This is a genomic window from Streptomyces sp. NPDC053513, from assembly GCF_044544765.1.
In the GTDB taxonomy this organism is placed as follows: Bacteria; Actinomycetota; Actinomycetes; order Streptomycetales; family Streptomycetaceae; genus Streptomyces; species Streptomyces litmocidini.
On the sequence record NZ_JBITXP010000008.1, the window covers coordinates 313975 to 330925 of the forward strand.

A 16951-nucleotide genomic window follows, 5' to 3' on the forward strand; every position below is an offset into this window, starting at 1 on the left:
GACCACACGGGGGGGGTGCGCCGTGAGCCCGGTGCCGACACACCGGGACGCGGCGCACCGGCTTGTCCGGGATCCTCCGCGAACCCCTTCCGCCCGCGCCTCTCCCCGAACCCCCTCCATTGGTCCACTCCAGTGACGCGTCCCAGGCCCGGGACCCGTCGCGGCGAAACTCCGCCGTATGGCCTCCATTCCCGCTCTGACGTGGGAACTTCCTTTCGTGCGGGTGTGATTGACGGAACGTCCGGGAGCCGATACCCCTGTACGGGTTCGGCCCCGCACGCCCCCGTGTCACCCCCTGCCTCTGGAGGCTGCCTTGCTCCGTTCCGCGTCGCGCAGACGTCCTTCGCCGATCCGTGTGCCGGGGGTGGTGGGCGTCCTGGCGTCCGCCGCCCTGTTGCTCCCCCTGCTGTCCGCCGCTCCGCCCGCCGGCGCCGACGTGCCCGAGGCGGGTGTCCTGCAGGGGCAGTTCGCGCGGGCGGCCGAGCGGTACGGCGTGCCCGAGAGCGTGCTGCTCGCCGTCTCGTACCTGCAGTCGCGGTGGGACACCCACGGCGGTGCGCCCAGCGTGACCGGCGGTTACGGGCCGATGCACCTGACGGACGCGGTGACGGCGCTGGCCGGGACCGCCCCGCACCACTCGGAGGGCGGGGAGGACGCGCGCGGCGACGACTCCCGTCCGGCCCGCGCGAGCGGTGACGTCCCGGTGCCCGCGCCCGCCGAGCTGCCCGAGCGGCTGCGGACCCTGGAGCGGGCGTCCGCCCTGTCCGGGATCCCGGCCGAGGAGCTGCGCACCGTGCCGGCCGCGAACATCGAGGGCGGGGCGGCGCTGCTCGCGGCGGCGCAGCGCGAGGCCGGCCTTCCGGCGAGCGCGGACCCGGCCGACTGGTACGGGGCGGTGGCGCGGTACTCCGGCGCGGACGACTCGGCGACGGCGGCGACGTACGCGAACGACGTGTTCGACGTGATCCGGACCGGGGAGACGCGGACGACGGACAGCGGGCAGGTGGTGACGCTGTCGGCCGACCCGGCGGTGGCGCCCGCCACCGGTCAGGTGGCGGCCCTGGGCCTCCGCCGGCCGGCCGCCGGTCCCGTGGAGTGCCCGGCCTCGGTGGCCTGCGAGTGGGTCCCCGCGCCGTACGAGGAGTTCGGCGACGGCGACTACGGCAACCACGACAAGGCGAACCGGCCCGCCTCCCAGTCGATCGACTACATCGTGATCCACGACACCGAGGCGGACTGGAGGACCACCCTGAAGCTGGTGCAGGACCCGACGTACGTGTCCTGGCAGTACTCGCTGCGCTCCTCCGACGGGCACGTCGCCCAGCACGTGCCGCTGAAGGACGTGGCCTGGCACGCGGGCAACTGGTTCGTGAACGCCAAGTCGGTGGGCCTGGAGCACGAGGGCTTCCTGACCTCGCCGGACTCCTGGTACACGGAGGCGATGTACCGGTCGTCGGCGCGCCTGGTGCGGTACATCGCCGCCCGGTACGACATCCCGCTGGACCGGCAGCACGTCCTGGGCCACGACAACGTGCCGGGCACGGTGACGTCCACGATCAAGGGCATGCACACGGACCCGGGGCCGTACTGGGACTGGGCGCACTACTTCCGGCTGCTCGGCCGTCCGATCACGCCGAGCGCCGGTCCGCACGCGGGCGTGGTGACGATCCGGCCCGACTACGAGTCGCACCGGCCGGTCTACACGGGCTGCACGACGGCGGGCCAGGCGTGCGTGCCGCACGGCAGCGGGGCGGTGCGCCTGCACACCGGGCCGAGCGCCGACGCGCCCCTGGTGAAGGACATCGGTCTGCGGCCGGGCGGGCAGGCCTCCACCACGGGCGTCAACGACACGGGGGCGCGGGCCTCGACCGGGCAGAGCTTCGCGGTGGCGGAGCGGCGGGGGGACTGGACGGCGGTCTGGTACCTCGGGCAGAAGGCGTGGTTCTCGAACCCGGTGAAGGAGCCGACGGCGGTGAACGCCCGGGGCCTGGTCCTGACGCCCCGGGAGGGTCTGGCGGAGGTGCCGGTGTACGGGCGGGCGTATCCGGAGGCCTCGGCGTATCCCGCGGGCGTGCCGGTGCAGCCGGTGTCGCCGCTGCCGTACAGACTGCTCGCGGGTCAGCGGTACGTGGTCGGGGGCAGCACCCCGGGCGAGTACTACTTCGCGCCGGTGTTCGATCCGAGCGGGCACACCGTGGTCCGGGGCCAGGAGGAGTACTACCAGATCCAGTTCGGTCATCGGGTGGCCTTTGTGAAGGCCGCTGACGTGCGGGTTTCCCAGGGCTGACGGAGGCCTGGCCGAAAGGTGCGGGGTGGTGCCGGCCGTGGGGCCCGGCACCACCCCTTCGACGTTCATACGACTATTCAGGAGATCGCGTGCGTCGTCCGGGTGAGGGGTAAGGCTGGGCCGGGTACCGCCCCAGCTCACCGGAAGGCCCTCCAGGAAATGCCTCAGCCCTTCGTTATGCCGGATTTCTATGTTCCGTATCCGGCACGGCTCAATCCCCATCTGGAGGCCGCCCGCACGCACACGCGTGACTGGGCGCGGGAGATGGGGATGCTGGAGGGCTCGGGGGTCTGGGAGGAGCACGACCTCGAATCCCACGACTACGCGCTGCTCTGCTCGTACACCCATCCCGACTGCGACGAGGAGGCGCTGAACCTCGTCACCGACTGGTACACCTGGGTCTTCTTCTTCGACGACCACTTCCTGGAGGTCTTCAAGCGCACCCAGGACCGGGCCGGCAGCAAGGCGTACCTCGACCGGCTCCCGCTGTTCATGCCGGCGGACCCAGCGGTCGGCATGCCCGGGCCGACCAACCCCGTCGAGGCGGGCCTCGCCGACCTCTGGCGGCGGACGGTGCCGTCGATGTCCGAGGGCTGGCGGGTGCGGTTCGCGGAGGCCACGGAGCACCTGCTGTACGAGTCCCTGTGGGAGCTCGACAACATCAACGACGGCCGGGTCGCCAACCCCCTGGAGTACATCGAGATGCGCCGCAAGGTGGGCGGCGCCCCCTGGTCGGCCGGGCTCGTGGAGTACGCGGCGGGGGCCGAGGTCCCCGCCCGGGTGGCGCACTCCCGGCCGCTGCGGGTGCTCAGGGACGCCTTCTCCGACGCCGTGCACCTGCGCAACGACCTCTTCTCGTACCAGCGCGAGGTGGAGGAGGAGGGCGAGAACAGCAACGGCGTCCTCGTCCTGGAGCGGTTCCTCGGCTGCACGACCCAGGAGGCGGCGAACGCCGTCAACGACCTGCTGACCTCGCGGGTCCAGCAGTTCGAGAACACCGCGCTCACCGAAGTGCCGCTGCTCGCCGCCGAGCAGGGGCTGAGCCCGGAGGAGTGCGCGGCGGTCGCGGCGTACGCGAAGGGGCTCCAGGACTGGCAGTCCGGCGGCCACGAGTGGCACATGCGCTCCAGCCGCTACATGAACGAGGGCATGGTCGGCGGGCCCTCGCACCTGGACGGGGTCATCGGCACCTCCGCGCTCGACGTCCGCACCCTCTTCGGACGGCCCGCGGCGGCCCGGCACCGGGCGTTCACGCACGCGCCGCACCAGCACGTGGGGCCCTCGCTGCTCCCCGAGTTCGACCTGCCGTACCCGCTCACGATCAACCCCCACCACCAGGCCGCGCGTCGGCACACCGTGGACTGGGCCGAGCGGGCGGGCCTCCTCGACGACCTGTGGGACCGGCCGATGGCGGAGGGCTTCGACCTCGCACTGTGCGCGGCGGGCCTCGATCCGGACGCCTCCCCGGAGGACCTGGAGCTCAGCGCCGACTGGCTGACCTGGGGAACCTACGCGGACGACTACTACCCGGCCGTCTTCGGACGGGCGGGCAACCTGGCCGGCGCGAAGGAGCAGACCGACCGGCTCAAGGCGTGCATGCCGATCGACGAGCCCGCGTCCGGCGCGGCGCACGCGGTGAACGCCCTGGAGCGCTCGCTCGCCGACGTCTGGGCGCGGACCGCCGCCACGATGGCGCCCCCGGCGCTGGAGCAGCTGCGGGCCTCGCTCGACGTGATGCTCGACAGCTGGATGTGGGAGATGCACAACGTGGTGCAGCACCGGGTGCCCGACCCGGTCGACTACATCGAGATGCGGCGCAGCACCTTCGGATCCGAGCTGACCACGCTGCTGTGCCGGCTGCGGCAGGACACGGTGCTGCCCCCGGAGCTGTTCCGGTCGGGGACGGTGCGCAGCCTGGAGAACTCGGTCATGGACTACGGGGCGCTCGTCAACGACCTCTTCTCGTACCAGAAGGAGATCGAGGTCGAGGGCGAGGTGCACAACGGCGTCCTGGTGCTCCAGAAGTTCTTCGACTGCGACTACCCGACCGCGGTGTCGATGGTCGACGACCTGATGCGGGGGCGGCTGCGCCAGTACGAGAACCTGAAGCAGCGTGAGGTCCCGCTGCTGTACGAGGAGTTCGGGCTCGAAGCGGCGGGCCGGGAGGCCTTCGAGGCGTATCTGCGGGAGCTGGAGGACTGGCTCGCGGGCGTCCTCAACTGGCACCGGAAGGTACGGCGTTACGGCGCGGAGGACGTGCGCTCGGGCAGCGGCAGCGCTCTGCTGCGGCGCGGGCCGACGGGGCTCGGCACCTCGGCGGCGCGGATCTCGGAGCTGCTGGGCGCGGGGCCCCGCTGAGGCACGCCGAAGGCCTCCGGGAGGATTCCCGGAGGCCTTCGGGCCGTCGGATCAGGGACGCTCGCTCGTCGACGCGCCTGCCGTCCGCCCGCCCGGGAGGCGCCGCCGCCGGCTCGCCTCGGAGACGCCTGTCGCCCGCTCGACCCGGAAGCGCGTCGCGGACTCGCCTCAGGGGCGCCGGCCGCGCAGTTCGTCGAGTTCGCGGCGCTCGCGCTTGGTGGGGCGTCCCGTGCCCCGGTCGCGTACGGCGGCGACGGCGACGTGCTCGCGCGGCGGCGGGGGCGGACTGTTGTCCACGTACGCCTCGACGGCGACCGGAGGGCCGACCCGCTTGGTGTGGAGCTCCTTGACCTCGACGATCCGCTCCCGCCCGCCGTGGAAGATCCGGACCTCGTCGCCGGGCTTCACGGCCTGGGCGGGCTTGACCCGCTCGCCGTTGACCTTGACGTGCCCGGCGCGGCAGGCGGCCGCGGCCTGGGAGCGGGTCTTGGTGAGGCGGACCGCCCAGATCCAGGCGTCGACGCGCGCGCTCATCGGCCCCGGCCCCGTCAGCCCTGCTGGAACAGCTCGGCGGGCAGCGGCTTGAGCAGCGCGTACAGGTCGTCGGTGATCGGCCGGTCCCAACTGGCGATCGTCACGAGGACGTTGTCGCTGCGGTCGAACTGGACGCAGGAGATGCGGCTCTCGGAGAGCTTGAGGCGGCGCACGATGAGGAGGTTGTCGCCCTGCATGACGGGCATGTCCTCGGTGTCGAGGACCTCGACCGGCTCGTCGTTCTCCAGGGCGGCGAGGAGCTGTGCCACCTCGAAGGGGATCTGGCCGTCGGCGAGCTCGCGCGCCGGGGAGCCCTCGGGGAGGTTACCGATGATCATCGCGGGTCCGCGGCCGCCGAACAGGTCGTAGCGGAGGAACACGCCCTGGCAGGAACCGTCGGGCGCGGGCAGCAGACCTGCGCCGAGATTGCCGGGCCAGTCCCCCGGGTCCATGGCCAGGACGTCGAAGTCCGGGCCCGCGGGTGTGGCGGCGCTGCGGCGGCGGAGGAAGGACATACGGCCATGGTACGTGCCCCGGCGCACGACGCGACGCGTCGGGCGCCGCCCCGGGGCGGCGCCGCTCACCGGGGCCGCCGCTCCGGGCCGGGGCCCGGCGTCCGGGGCGGTCGGCGGCACCTCCGGGAGCCTCACCCGCGCGGCGGCCCGGAGGCCCCCGTGGTCACGCGGGGCATCCGTCCGGCCACGGAGGGTCCGCCGCGCGGGCGGCCGACCGGGACGGGGACGCCCGGACGAGCGGTTTCCGGGCTCGGGGCGGACCCGCCCGTGTCCCTCATGCGGCCGAGTCGGCCGACCGCCGCGAGAGCTCGTTCAGGAGGTCCAACGCCCGGCCCGCGCGGTCGTGTTCGACGAAGAGGTGGTCGTGGTGGAAACCGGCCACCACGTTGCAGCTCAGGCCCGCCGCGGCGAGCTCGCCCGCGACGGCCGCCGTGAGTCCGACGGCGTCGAGCGCGGAGTGCCCCCGGAGCGTGATCCGGCCCGCCACGTAGTCGTACGGGAGGCCGGCGGCGTCCGCCTCCTCCTGCCGTACGACGAGGGTGAGGCCCTCGGGTTCGGCGACGGTGACGACGGGGGCGACCCCGGCCGGGGCGGGGCCGTCCACCGTGGTGAAGACGTAGCGGCCGGGGTCGAGTTCCGGGCGCATCCCGGCGAGGAGCCGGGTGAGGTCACGTTCCGCGTTCATGCGGGTCAGGGTAGGCCCCGCGCTGGGGCTCAGCCGGTGGGCGGGGTGTCCCCCACGAGCCACATGGAGAAGAACTGGGCGCCGCCTCCGTAGGCGTGGCCGAGGGCCCTGCGGGCGCCCTCGACCTGGTGCTCGCCGGCGTCCCCCCGCACCTGGAGCGCGGCCTCGGCGAAGCGGATCATCCCGGAGGCCCCGATGGGGTTGGTGGAGAGGACCCCGCCCGAGGGGTTCACGGGCAGGTCGCCGTCGAGCTCGGTCACCCCGGCCTCGGTGAGCTTCCAGCCCTCGCCCTCCTCGGCGAAGCCCAGGTTCTCCAGCCACATGGGTTCGTACCAGGAGAACGGCACGTACATCTCGACGGCGTCGATCTGCCGCCGGGGGTCGGTGACGCCGGCCTGCCGGTAGACGTCGGCGGCGCAGTCGCTGCCGGCCCGCGGGGAGACGAAGTCCTTGCCGGCGAAGAGGGTGGGTTCGCTGCGCATCGCCCCGCCGTGCACCCAGGCGGGCGGCCGTGGCGCGCGGTCGGCTCCGGCACGGTCCGTGAGGACCATGGCGCAGGCGCCGTCCGAGGAGGGGCAGGTCTCGGAGTAGCGGATGGGGTCCCAGAGCATCGGGGAGGCCTGGACCTTCTCCAGGGTGAGGTCGTGCTCGTGGAGGTGGGCGTACGGGTTCTTGAGCGCGTTGCGCCGGTCCTTGTACGCGACGAGGGAGCCGATCGTGTCGGGGGCGCCGGTGCGGCGCATGTACGCGCGCACGTGCGGGGCGAAGAAGCCTCCGGCGCCGGCGAGCAGGGGCTGCTGGAAGGGGACGGGCAGGGAGAGGCCCCACATGGCGTTGGACTCGGACTGCTTCTCGAAGGCGAGGGTGAGGACGGTCCGGTGCACGCGCGCGGAGACCAGGTTGGCGGCGACGAGGGCGGTGGAGCCGCCGACCGATCCGGCGGTGTGGACCCGGAGCATGGGCTTGCCGACCGCGCCGAGGGCGTCGGCGAGGTACAGCTCCGGCATCATGACGCCCTCGAAGAAGTCGGGTGCCTTCCCGATGACGACGGCGTCGACGTCCGCCCAGGTCAGCTCGGCGTCCGCCAGGGCGCGCAGGGCGGCCTCGCGGACGAGTCCGGCGATGGAGACGTCCCGGCGGGCGGCGACGTGCTTGGTCTGGCCGATGCCGACGACGGCGACGGGCTCTTTACCGGGCATGGGTCTCCCCTTCCAGGACGGCGACGAGGTTCTGCTGGAGGCAGGGGCCGGAGGTCGCGTGGGCGAGGGCGCGGTCGGACTCGCCGCGGTGGATGCGGGCGGCGGCCTCGCCGAGCCGGATCAGACCGGCGGCCATGACGGGGTTGGCGGCGAGGGCGCCGCCGGAGGGGTTGATCCGCACCCCGTCGTCGAGACGGAGGGCCTTTCTGAGGACGACCTCCTGGGAGGTGAAGGGGGCGTGGAGTTCGGCGGTGTCGACGGGCCTCTCGAAGGCTCCGGCGCGCTCGGCGGCCAGGCGGGTGGAGGGCGAGTCGGTGAGGTCGCGGACGCCGAGGGAGTGGGCCTCGATCCGGTGGTCCATGCCCCGGATCCAGGCGGGGCGCTCGCACAGCTCGCGGGCCCGGTCGCCGGCGGCGAGGATCACGGCGGCGGCGCCGTCGCCGATGGGCGGGCAGTCGCCGGTGCGGAGGGGCTGGACGGCGTACCCGCCCTGGGGGCGGACGCCCGGCAGCTGGGCGTGCGGATTGGTCCTGGCGTCCTCGCGGCTGCGGGCGGCGATCGCGGCGAGGGCGGGTTCGTCGGTGTCCCCGGCGTCGACGAGGGCCTGGGCCTGGAGGGCGGCGAGGGCGACGGAGTCGGGCCAGAGGGGGGCGAGGTAGTACGGGTCGAGCTGGCGGGTGAGGACGTCGCGGACGGAGCCGGGCGAGGACTTGCCGTACGAGTAGACGAGGGCCGTGTCGGCCTCGCCGGTGAGGAGCTTCACCCAGGCCTCGTAGAGCGCCCAGGCGCCGTCCGTCTCGACGTGGGACTCGGAGATCGGCGGCCAGGCGCCGACGCCGTCGAGGGCCATGGTGAAGGAGAAGGCGCGCCCGGCGAGGTAGTCGGAGGAGCCGGAGCAGGTGAAGCCGATGTCGGCGGCCTTCAGGCCGGTCTGCCGCTGCACCTCGTGCAGCACGGGCATCACCATCTCGACCTCGGAGAGGTCGTCGGTGTGCCGTCGGTGGTCGCTCTGGGCGAAGGCGACGATCGCCACGTCCCGGCTCATAGCAGCTCCTTGTACGTGTCGTAGTCGGCGTCGGGTTCGCCGGTGGGCCGGTAGTGGTCCGGGTAGCGGCCGTCCTCGCTCCACACGGGCTCGACCCGCAGGCCCATGCGGACCTCGTCGTACGGGATGCCGGCGATGCGGCCGTGGAGGGCGAGGCCGGCGCCGTCGAGGGCGATGTGGGCGTAGACGTAGGGGACCTCGATGTCGAGGTTCTTCGCTTTGATGTTGACGATGCAGAAGGTGGTGACGGTGCCGCGGGGGCCGACCTCGACCCGGTCGGTGGTGGCGACGCCGCAGGTGGGGCAGGCGCCGCGGGGCGGCACGTACACCTTGGCGCAGGAGGGGCAGCGCTCGCCGACCGTGCGGCGCTCGGCGAGCCCGTGGAGGTAGCGGGTCTGGGCGCGGCCGGGGCTGTACGTGTAGTCGAGGCGGGCGGGGGCGACGATGCCGGTCACGGGGTCCTCGAACCGGCCGTCGTGGGCGGCGGGTTCGCCCCGTGGGGTGCTCTCGTACGGCTCGAAGCAGGCGATGTCGGTGATGGCTCCGGCCCGTTCGGCGGCCCAGCGGATCCGCACCCGCAGGCCGGTGCGGACGGCTTCGGGGCCGGGGGCGTCGAGGGCGTGGAGGAGGGCGGTGTCGGCGCCGTCGAGGCGGACGAGGACCCAGGCGAAGGGGGTCGTGAGGGGTTGTCCGGGGCGGGGCTCGGGGTTCCAGGCCCAGGTGGTGACGGTGCCGGTGGGGGCGACCTCGACGAGCTCGCGGAGTTCGGCGGCGGTCTCGGGGTCGTACTCGACGGGCGGGACGAGCACCTCGTTCGCCTCGGTGCGCACGCCGAGGACGGTGCGCTCGCGCAGCCCGGTGAGGAAGGCGGACTGGACGGGGCCGAGGGAGCGGGTGAAGGGGAACTCGACGACGAGGGGGGCGCGGAGGGCCTCCGGCGGGTCGGTGACGGTCATGGGCGGGGCTCCTTGGGTGGGGTGGGTGGTGGGTGGTGGGCGGCGGAGTGGTGCGGGGGGGTGGGCCGCTGCGCGGGGCCTTCCCCCCACCTCGCCCCCTCCCGGCTGTGACATCTGCGGCTCCGCCGCGTGGGGCTCCGCCCCGGACCCCGCGCCTCGAACTCCCCCTACGCCCGGCGGCGTGGGGCCCGGGGCGGGACCGGAGATCAGCCCGTCCGGCGTTCGAGGACACGGCCGAAGGCCGTACGACGGGGTCCGGGGCGAAGCCCCGGTGCACGGGGGCCGGGCAGAGCCCCGATCCACCGGGCGGGGGCGTAGCCCCAGGTCCCGGGGCCGGGGCAGAGCCCCGAATCCCGGGGCCGGGGCAGAGCCCCGGGTCAGGGGGCGGGGGCACAGCCCCCCCCTTCTGCCGGGGTCCGGGGGCTGAGCCCCCCCGGTTTCGGGAAGGGGCGGAGTGGGGAAGGGCTCACTCCCGCCGGTACACCGGCGCCCGCTTCTCCGCGAACGCCCGCGCCCCCTCCTTCGCGTCCGCCGTGTCGAAGATCGGCCATCCCCGCTTCAGTTCGGCGGCGAGCCCCTCCGTCTCGGTCATCTCCGCCGTCTCGTACACGGACGCCTTGACCGCCTCGACGGCGAGCGGCCCGCACGCGTTGACGCGCTCGGCGATGTCGAGGGCCGCGTCCAGGGCGGTGCCGTCGGGGACCACCCGGCCGACGAGGCCGATGGCGGCGGCCTCTTCGGCGCTGTACGGGCGGCCGGTGAGGAGCATTTCGAGGGCGTGGGTGCGGGCGATCTGGCGGGGCAGGCGCACGGTGGAGCCGCCGATGGGGAAGAGGCCCCGCCGGACCTCGAAGAGGCCGAACGTGGCGGAGGCGGCGGCGACCCTGATGTCGGTGCCCTGGAGGATCTCGGTGCCGCCGGCGACGCAGTGGCCCTCGACGGCCGCGATGACGGGTTTGCGGGGGCGGTGGTGGCGGAGCATCGCCTTCCAGTGCAGGTCGGGGTCGGCCTTCAGCCGTTCCCGGTACTGCTCGCCCGCCATCCCCTTCCCGGCCAGGGCCTTGAGGTCCATGCCCGCGCAGAAGGAACCGCCCGCGCCGGTGAGGACGACCGAGCGGACGGTGTCGTCGGCGTCGGCCTCCAGCCAGCCGTCGTACAGGCCGACGAGCATCGGCAGCGAGAGGGCGTTCTTGGCCTCGGGCCGGTTCAAGGTGAGGACGAGCGTGGCGCCTTCGCGCCGGACGCTGAGGTGTTCGGTGCCGCCCATGGGGGTCTCCCGTCTCCAGTTCTGGAACAGGTTGCAGGAGCCGGGGGTCCAGTTCAATAGTTTTCTGACACTCAGTCAGATTCTTCTGCGCATCCCCTTCCCCCGGTGACCGGTCGGCGCTCTAATGACCGCCACGTCCATGTGAACCGGCGAACCGGGGTCAGGAGGAACGGTGGAGTACAACCTTGCCGACCTGTTCGAATCGGTCGTCGACGTGGTCCCCGACCGCGAGGCGCTGGTGTACGTCGACCACCCCGGCACGGGCGAGGAGCGGCGGCTCACCTACACCGAGCTCGACGCCGCCGCCAACCGGATCGCACACCACCTGATCGACGCGGGCGTCCGGCCCGGCGAGCACCTCGGCCTCCACCTCTACAACGGCGTCGAGTACCTGCAGACCGTCCTCGCCTGCCTGAAGGCGCGGATCGTGCCGGTCAACGTGAACTACCGGTACGTGGAGGAGGAACTGGTCTACCTCTACCGGGACGCCGACCTGGCCGCGCTCGTCTTCGACGCCGAGTTCACCGACCGGGTCGCGGCGGCGCTGCCGCAGACGGAGAAGCTGCGGCACCTCGTACGGGTGGGGACCCCGCCCGAAGGGGCAGCGCCCCTCGCCTGCGTGCCGTTCGCCGAGGCGGAGGCCTCCGGTTCCCCGGGGCGCGGCTTCGCCCCCCGCTCGCCCGACGACCTGTTCGTCATCTACACCGGCGGCACCACCGGCATGCCCAAGGGCGTGCTGTGGCGCCAGGAGGACCTGTTCTTCGCGGGCCTCTTCGGGGGCGACCCCTCGGGCGAGCCCGTGAAGCGGCCCCAGGAGCTGGCGGAGCGGGTCGCGGCTGGCGGCGCCGGCATCACCTTCTTCCCCGCGCCGCCCCTGATGCACGGCACCTCCACCCTGACCGCGTTCATCGCCCTCAACTACGGGCAGCGGGTCGTCCTGCACCGCAAGTACGTGCCCGAGGAGGTGCTGCGCACCCTGGAGAAGGAGAGGGTGTCCAGCATCTCCCTGGTCGGCGACGCGATGCTGCGCCCGCTCGTGGACGCCCTGCGCGGACCGCTCAGGGGCACGGACCTGTCCGCCCTCTTCAGCCTCTCCTCCTCCGGGGCGATCATGTCCGAGACGGTACGGGTCGAGCTCCAGGAGCTCATGCCGAACGTCCTGCTGCTCAACAACTTCGGCTCCACGGAGTCCGGTTCCAACGGGCGCGCCACCGACGACTCCGGTCCGGCCAAGGGCTTCCGGCTGCACGTCAACGAACGCACCCAGGTCGTGGACCCGGTGACCCGCGCCCCCGTCGCGCCGGGCGAGACCGGCCGGCTCGCCCAGCGCGGCCACGTCCCGCTCGGCTACTACAACGACCCGGCCAAGACCGCCGAGACCTTCTTCGAGCGGGACGGGGTGCGGTGGGTGCTGCTCGGCGACATGGCGACCGTCGACGAGAACGGGGTGGTCACCGTGCTGGGCCGCGGCTCGCAGTGCATCAACACCGGGGGCGAGAAGGTGTATCCGGAGGAGGTGGAGCAGGCCCTGAAGTCCCACCCCGACGTGTACGACGCACTGGTCGCCGGGGTGCCGGACGCCAGGTGGGGCAACCACGTCGCCGCCGTCGTCCAGCTCCGGGACGGGGCGGGGCCGCTGGACCTGGAGACCCTCCAGGCCCACTGCCGGCGGCAGCTGGCGGGCTACAAGGTCCCCCGCCAGCTGGTGCTCACCGACCGCGTCCAGCGCTCCCCCAGCGGCAAGGCCGACTACCGCTGGGCCCGCGCGGTGGCGGTGGAGGCGGACGCGGAGGCTCCCTGAGGGGCCGGCCGGCGCACCGGCGGCGGACGGTGTCGCCGTCGGGGGCGCGCGGGGCCGTCGTAGCGGGCGAGCCGCTCCCCGGCAGGTCTCCGGTCGCGGTGGGCTCGGCTCCGACGGCTTCGTACTCCATGGTCTTCCTACGCTCCCGCCCGGACCCCGAACTCCCTGATGGCCGCGAGGAATTCGGCCGGGCGCGTGTTGTGGACGAGGTGACCGGCCCCGATCGTGACGAGGCGGGCGTCCGGGATGCGGTCGGCGAGGCCGGCCAACTGGTCCTGCGGGATGTGGCTGGTGGGGCCGCCGGCGATGACGAGGGTGGGGGCCGTGATCGCGGCGAGCCCCTCGCGCCAGGCCGGGTCGGGGGCGTTCAGCTGGGCGTCGGTGGTCGGGACGACGGCCCAGTCGAAGGCGAGGGGTCCCTCGGGGCGCTCGGCCACCGGGCGCGGCGGGTCGAGCGGGACGAAGGCCGGTGCCTCCTCCAGGACGAGACGGCCGATGAGGCCGGGTTCGCTCTGGGCGAGGAGGTGCGCGGCCCCGGCGCCCATCGAGTGGGCGACGACGGTGGCGCCGGTGAGGCCGAGGGCCTTGAGGAAGCCGCCGAGTTCGTCGCGGAAGTCCTCGAAGCCGTAGCGGCCGGGCCGGTCGCTGAGTCCGTGGCCGCGCAGGTCGACCGCGTACACCCGGTGGTCGACGGCCAGGTCCTCGGCGATCTCCGTCCAGGTGGTGCTGTTCTCTCCGCGGCCGTGGACGAGGACGACGGGCGGGGCGTCCTCGGCTCCCGTGACCCGGTGGGCGAGGCGTACGCCGTCCACGGTGACGGTGCGCACGGCCGGGTCGAGGAACGCGGCGACCGTGCGGGCGAAGGCGTCGGCGTCGTCGACCCATGGGAAGTGTCCGGCGCCCGGCTGGACGACGAGCTCCGCGTGCGGGAAGAAGGCCGCCGCCTCGGCGGTCGTCGGCCCCGCGTCGTACCGGCCCGCCACGATCAGGACCGGCGCGGTGATCTCGCGGACGCGACGCGGCGGGGTGCCGGGACCGATGGAGTCGAGCGCGGCCCTGGCCTCGGGGTACCGGGCCCGGTCGGCGAAGACCTCGACGGCCTCGTCCCACTCCTCGTCGGTGGTCTCGACGTCGAGGGCCCGCCCGGCGGAGGTGACGAGGACGAGGGAGCGGATCCGTTCGGGGTGGGCGGCGGCGTAGAGGACGGCGAGGTTCCCGCCGTCCGAGTGGCCGAGGAGGTCGATCCGGTCCAGGCCGAGGTGGACGCGGAGGGCCTCGACGTCGTCGACCTGCCGGTCACAGCGGTACGTGCCGGGGTCCGCGGGTTCGGCGCTCGCCCCGGTGCCGCGGGCGTCGAGCAGGACGAGGGCGCGGTGGGCGGCGAGTCCGCCGAGGTCCCCGAGGCAACCGGCGTCGCGCATCGGTCCGCCCGCCAGGCACACGAGCGGCTCGCCCTCCCCCCGTACACGGTAGGCGAGTTCGGTTCCGTCCTGTGTCGTGAACGTCGGCATGCCGCCGATCCTCACCGGGCCCCGTGGATCACCGCAAGCGGTTTCGCCGAGGGCGCGACGCCGCGGCACGACGGATCACGGGGTCGAAGCACGAGGTCACGGCACCGGGAAGACCGTGCGGCACCGGGGGCGCGATACGGTGGGAGGACCGTCCCCGAACCGCGAAGGAACCGTTCCACCGTGCCCGACACCCGGGAATCCGCCCTGCGCGGCGACTGCGCCAACTGCTTCGGCCTGTGCTGCGTGGCGCTGCCCTTCGCCAAGTCGGCCGACTTCGCCGTGAACAAGTCCTCGGGCGAGCCCTGCCGGAACCTCCAGGAGGACTTCCGCTGCGGGATCCACACCCGGCTGCGGCCGAGCGGTTTCCAGGGCTGCACGGTGTACGACTGCTTCGGCGCCGGCCAGCGGGTCTCCCAGGTGACCTTCGGCGGCGTGTCCTGGCGCGAGGCGCCGGAGACGGCCCGGCAGATGTACGAGGTGTTCCCGGTGGTGCGCCAGCTGCACGAGCTGCTGCGCTACCTCACGGAGGCGCTGGCGCTGCGGGCGGCCCGTCCCGTCCACGCCGAGCTGCGGGCCGCGCTGGGCCGGGTCGAGGAGCTCGCCGGGGGCACGCCGGACGCCCTGGAGGAGCTGGACGTGGCCGCGGTGCGCGCCGAGGTCAATCCGCTGCTCCTCAGGACGAGCGAGCTGGTCCGCGCCGCGGCCGGCGGCCGGCCGAAGAGCCGGCGCGGGGCGGACCTGATCGGCAAGCGGCTGCGCGGAGCGAAGCTGCGGGGCACGGACCTGCGCGGGGCGCTGCTCATCGCGGCCGACCTGACGGGGGCGGACCTGTCGCTCACGGACCTGATCGGCGCCGACCTGCGGGACGCCGATCTGGCGGGCGCGGATCTGACCGGTGCGCTGTTCCTGACGCAGCCCCAGTTGAACTCGGCGCGCGGGAACGCGGCGACCCGCCTCCCGGAGGGCTTCGACCGCCCCGCGCACTGGGCGGCCTGACACCCCCGGACCTCAGTGCGGCACGGTCACGACGATCTTGCCCACCTGGTGGCCGGCCTCCATGGCCCGGTGCGCCGCGACGATCTCGTCGAGCGTGAAGGTGCGGTCGACGGCGGGTTCGAAGAAGCCGGTGCGCAGTCCGGACTCGACGAAGGCGCGGGCCCGGCGCAGCCGCTCCGGGTCCCGGGTCGTCTCCGGCATCGTGTAGGTCCGCAGGGAGACGGCGGGCATCCCGAGGTCGAAGCCGGGGTACGGGGTCGGGAGCCCGCTGGCGGCCCCGTAGAGCAGCACGGTGCCGCCGGGGGCGAGGGACCTGACGAGGTCGGTGAGGCCGGGGCCCGCGACCGCGTCGAAGGCGAGGTCGGCGCCGCGCCCGCCCGTAAGGTCCCGTACGCGCTCGGCGACGTCCTCCTCGTCGGTGACGATCACCTCGGCCGCCCCCGCCTTGAGCAGGGCGTCCCTCTTGGCCCGGGTGCGGGTGGTGACGAGGGGCGTGGCGCCGATCCGGTGCGCGGTCCTGATGGCGGCCAGGCCGACGCTGCTGGAGGCCCCGGTCAGGACGACGGTGTCCCCGGCGCGCGCCCCGCCGACCTCGACGAGTCCGCCGTACGCCGTGACGTACGGCATCCACACGGCGGCGCCCTCGACGGGGCCGAGGCCCTCGGGGCGGGGGACGAGGGAGGAGGCCGGGACGATCGCGCGTTCGGCGTAGACCCCGTGGTCGTTCATCGAGAACGAGGGCACGACGCTCACCGCCTGCCCGGGGGCGAACCCGCTCACCCCCTCGCCGAGGGCCTCGACGACACCGGCCGCCTCCAGGCCGAGCCGGGCGGGGAAGCTCCGGGCCGGTTCGATGTAGTGACCGCTGCGGAAGAGGACCTCGGCGCGGTTGAGGCCGATGGCCTCCACCCGGAGGAGGACTTCGCCGGGGCCCGGTTCGCCCACCTCGACGTCCTCCAGGCGGAGCACCTCCGGACCGCCGTACTCGTGGAACCGCACCGTCCTGGCCTTGCTCATCGGGCTTCCCCTCCCCGCTCGGTGACGGCGGCGCGCGGGCCGCTCCGCCGCCGCGCCCAGCCAAGCGCAAGGTTCGATCGATGTCAAACTTCGATGCGCGTGAAACTTTGATCCCTGTCGTACGATGATCCCGGAGGTCGACACGACGATGAGAGCAGCGACAGGCACCGGCCGGCGGAACCGCGTCCCGCCCCACCCCGACCTGCGCGAGATCGGTCTGCAGCAGGTCCTGGAGGCCCTGGTCGACCCCGTCAGGCGCCGGATCGTCGCCGAGTTGTACGCGGCGCGCGAGGACCTGGCCTGCGGGGCCATCGACCTGCCGGTCAGCAAGTCCACGGCCACCCACCACTTCCACGTCCTGCGCGAGGCCGGCCTCGTCCGCCAGCACTACGTGGGGACCTCCCGCATGAACGCCCTGCGCCTGGAGGAGTTCGAGGAGCGCTTCCCGGGACTCCTGCGGGCCGTGGTGGCCGCCCACGAAGCCGACATTCCCTAGGTGTCTTGCCGATCAGGCCGGGCTCGCGGCGTCTGGCGGAGGGCGGCGTCGGACGGCCGGCCCTCCTCCAGGACGCGAGGGCCGGTGAACACGACGTTGCGCGCGATCCGCCCGCCAGTGACCGTGAAGACCCGCAAGGAGGGCGGTCGGCAGCCGTCGCCGCGGTTAGGCCGTCTCTTCCGGATCTTGCCTCGCCCGCGCCGCCCGGCACCGCACCTCGCTGCGTTGTCGGAAAGCCCAAGTACGTCCAGTAATAGGACATTCCTCCGCCTTGCGATGCACGG

General features: G+C 73.7%; 14 protein-coding genes. 5 read left to right on the plus strand and 9 right to left on the minus strand.

The annotated features are described in order from the left end of the window. Positions 1–355 precede the first annotated feature (355 nt). On the plus strand, positions 356–2287 hold the full coding sequence (locus ACIGW4_RS16960) for an N-acetylmuramoyl-L-alanine amidase (RefSeq protein ID WP_399581214.1): 1932 nt from the start codon (positions 356–358) through the stop codon (positions 2285–2287). Between the two features lie 159 nt (positions 2288–2446). Beyond that, the gene (locus tag ACIGW4_RS16965) at positions 2447–4645 is read left to right on the plus strand and encodes a germacradienol/geosmin synthase (protein ID WP_399581217.1); all 2199 of its coding nucleotides are present in this window, start codon (positions 2447–2449) and stop codon (positions 4643–4645) included. Positions 4646–4813: 168 nt separating this feature from the next. Here ACIGW4_RS16965 and ACIGW4_RS16970 read toward each other — a convergent pair whose 3' ends face one another. The 7 genes from ACIGW4_RS16970 to ACIGW4_RS17000 form a co-directional block, all read right to left on the minus strand. Continuing rightward, positions 4814–5179 (minus strand): RNA-binding S4 domain-containing protein, encoded by a 366-nt coding sequence (locus ACIGW4_RS16970; protein ID WP_123458399.1) that lies wholly within the window; start codon positions 5177–5179, stop codon positions 4814–4816. A gap of 14 nt (positions 5180–5193) precedes the next feature. Continuing rightward, complete coding sequence (locus ACIGW4_RS16975) at positions 5194–5694, minus strand: hypothetical protein (protein WP_030688984.1); 501 nt, start codon at positions 5692–5694, stop codon at positions 5194–5196. A gap of 274 nt (positions 5695–5968) precedes the next feature. Continuing rightward, entirely contained in the window at positions 5969–6379 is a 411-nt protein-coding gene (locus ACIGW4_RS16980) for an ACT domain-containing protein (protein WP_399581220.1), read from the minus strand. Between the two features lie 29 nt (positions 6380–6408). Further along, the gene (locus ACIGW4_RS16985; protein WP_123458401.1) at positions 6409–7578 is read right to left on the minus strand and encodes a thiolase domain-containing protein; all 1170 of its coding nucleotides are present in this window, start codon (positions 7576–7578) and stop codon (positions 6409–6411) included. After that, on the minus strand, positions 7568–8623 hold the full coding sequence (locus ACIGW4_RS16990; protein WP_399581223.1) for a thiolase domain-containing protein: 1056 nt from the start codon (positions 8621–8623) through the stop codon (positions 7568–7570). Before ACIGW4_RS16990 ends, ACIGW4_RS16985 begins: the two co-directional genes overlap by 11 nt. Beyond that, the gene (locus ACIGW4_RS16995) at positions 8620–9579 is read right to left on the minus strand and encodes a Zn-ribbon domain-containing OB-fold protein (protein WP_399581226.1); all 960 of its coding nucleotides are present in this window, start codon (positions 9577–9579) and stop codon (positions 8620–8622) included. Before ACIGW4_RS16995 ends, ACIGW4_RS16990 begins: the two co-directional genes overlap by 4 nt. Positions 9580–10045: 466 nt before the next feature. Beyond that, positions 10046–10846, minus strand: coding sequence for a crotonase/enoyl-CoA hydratase family protein (locus ACIGW4_RS17000; protein WP_123458404.1), 801 nt, complete (start codon positions 10844–10846; stop codon positions 10046–10048). A 172-nt stretch (positions 10847–11018) separates the two neighbouring features. Here ACIGW4_RS17000 and ACIGW4_RS17005 point away from each other — a divergent pair, with 172 nt between their 5' ends. Beyond that, positions 11019–12647, plus strand: coding sequence for an acyl-CoA synthetase (locus tag ACIGW4_RS17005; RefSeq protein ID WP_399581229.1), 1629 nt, complete (start codon positions 11019–11021; stop codon positions 12645–12647). Between the two features lie 137 nt (positions 12648–12784). On the opposite strand, the gene ACIGW4_RS17010 is transcribed toward ACIGW4_RS17005, so the two are convergent. Further along, positions 12785–14158 carry an alpha/beta fold hydrolase gene (locus ACIGW4_RS17010; protein ID WP_399581232.1) on the minus strand — a complete coding sequence of 458 codons (1374 nt, stop codon included), beginning with the start codon at positions 14156–14158 and terminating at the stop codon, positions 12785–12787. Positions 14159–14338: 180 nt separating this feature from the next. Here ACIGW4_RS17010 and ACIGW4_RS17015 point away from each other — a divergent pair, with 180 nt between their 5' ends. Beyond that, positions 14339–15154: a pentapeptide repeat-containing protein gene (locus ACIGW4_RS17015; protein WP_359587737.1), complete on the plus strand. Its 816-nt coding sequence runs from the start codon at positions 14339–14341 to the stop codon at positions 15152–15154. A gap of 12 nt (positions 15155–15166) precedes the next feature. Here the strand turns inward: ACIGW4_RS17015 and ACIGW4_RS17020 are convergent, their stop codons facing one another. Further along, a complete protein-coding gene (locus ACIGW4_RS17020; protein ID WP_123458408.1) occupies positions 15167–16171 on the minus strand; it encodes a zinc-dependent alcohol dehydrogenase family protein in 1005 nt (334 codons plus the stop codon). A gap of 148 nt (positions 16172–16319) precedes the next feature. On the opposite strand from ACIGW4_RS17020, the gene ACIGW4_RS17025 reads away from it, so the two are divergent. Continuing rightward, positions 16320–16667, plus strand: coding sequence for a helix-turn-helix transcriptional regulator (locus ACIGW4_RS17025; protein WP_359587740.1), 348 nt, complete (start codon positions 16320–16322; stop codon positions 16665–16667). The last annotated feature ends 284 nt before the right edge of the window (positions 16668–16951 follow it).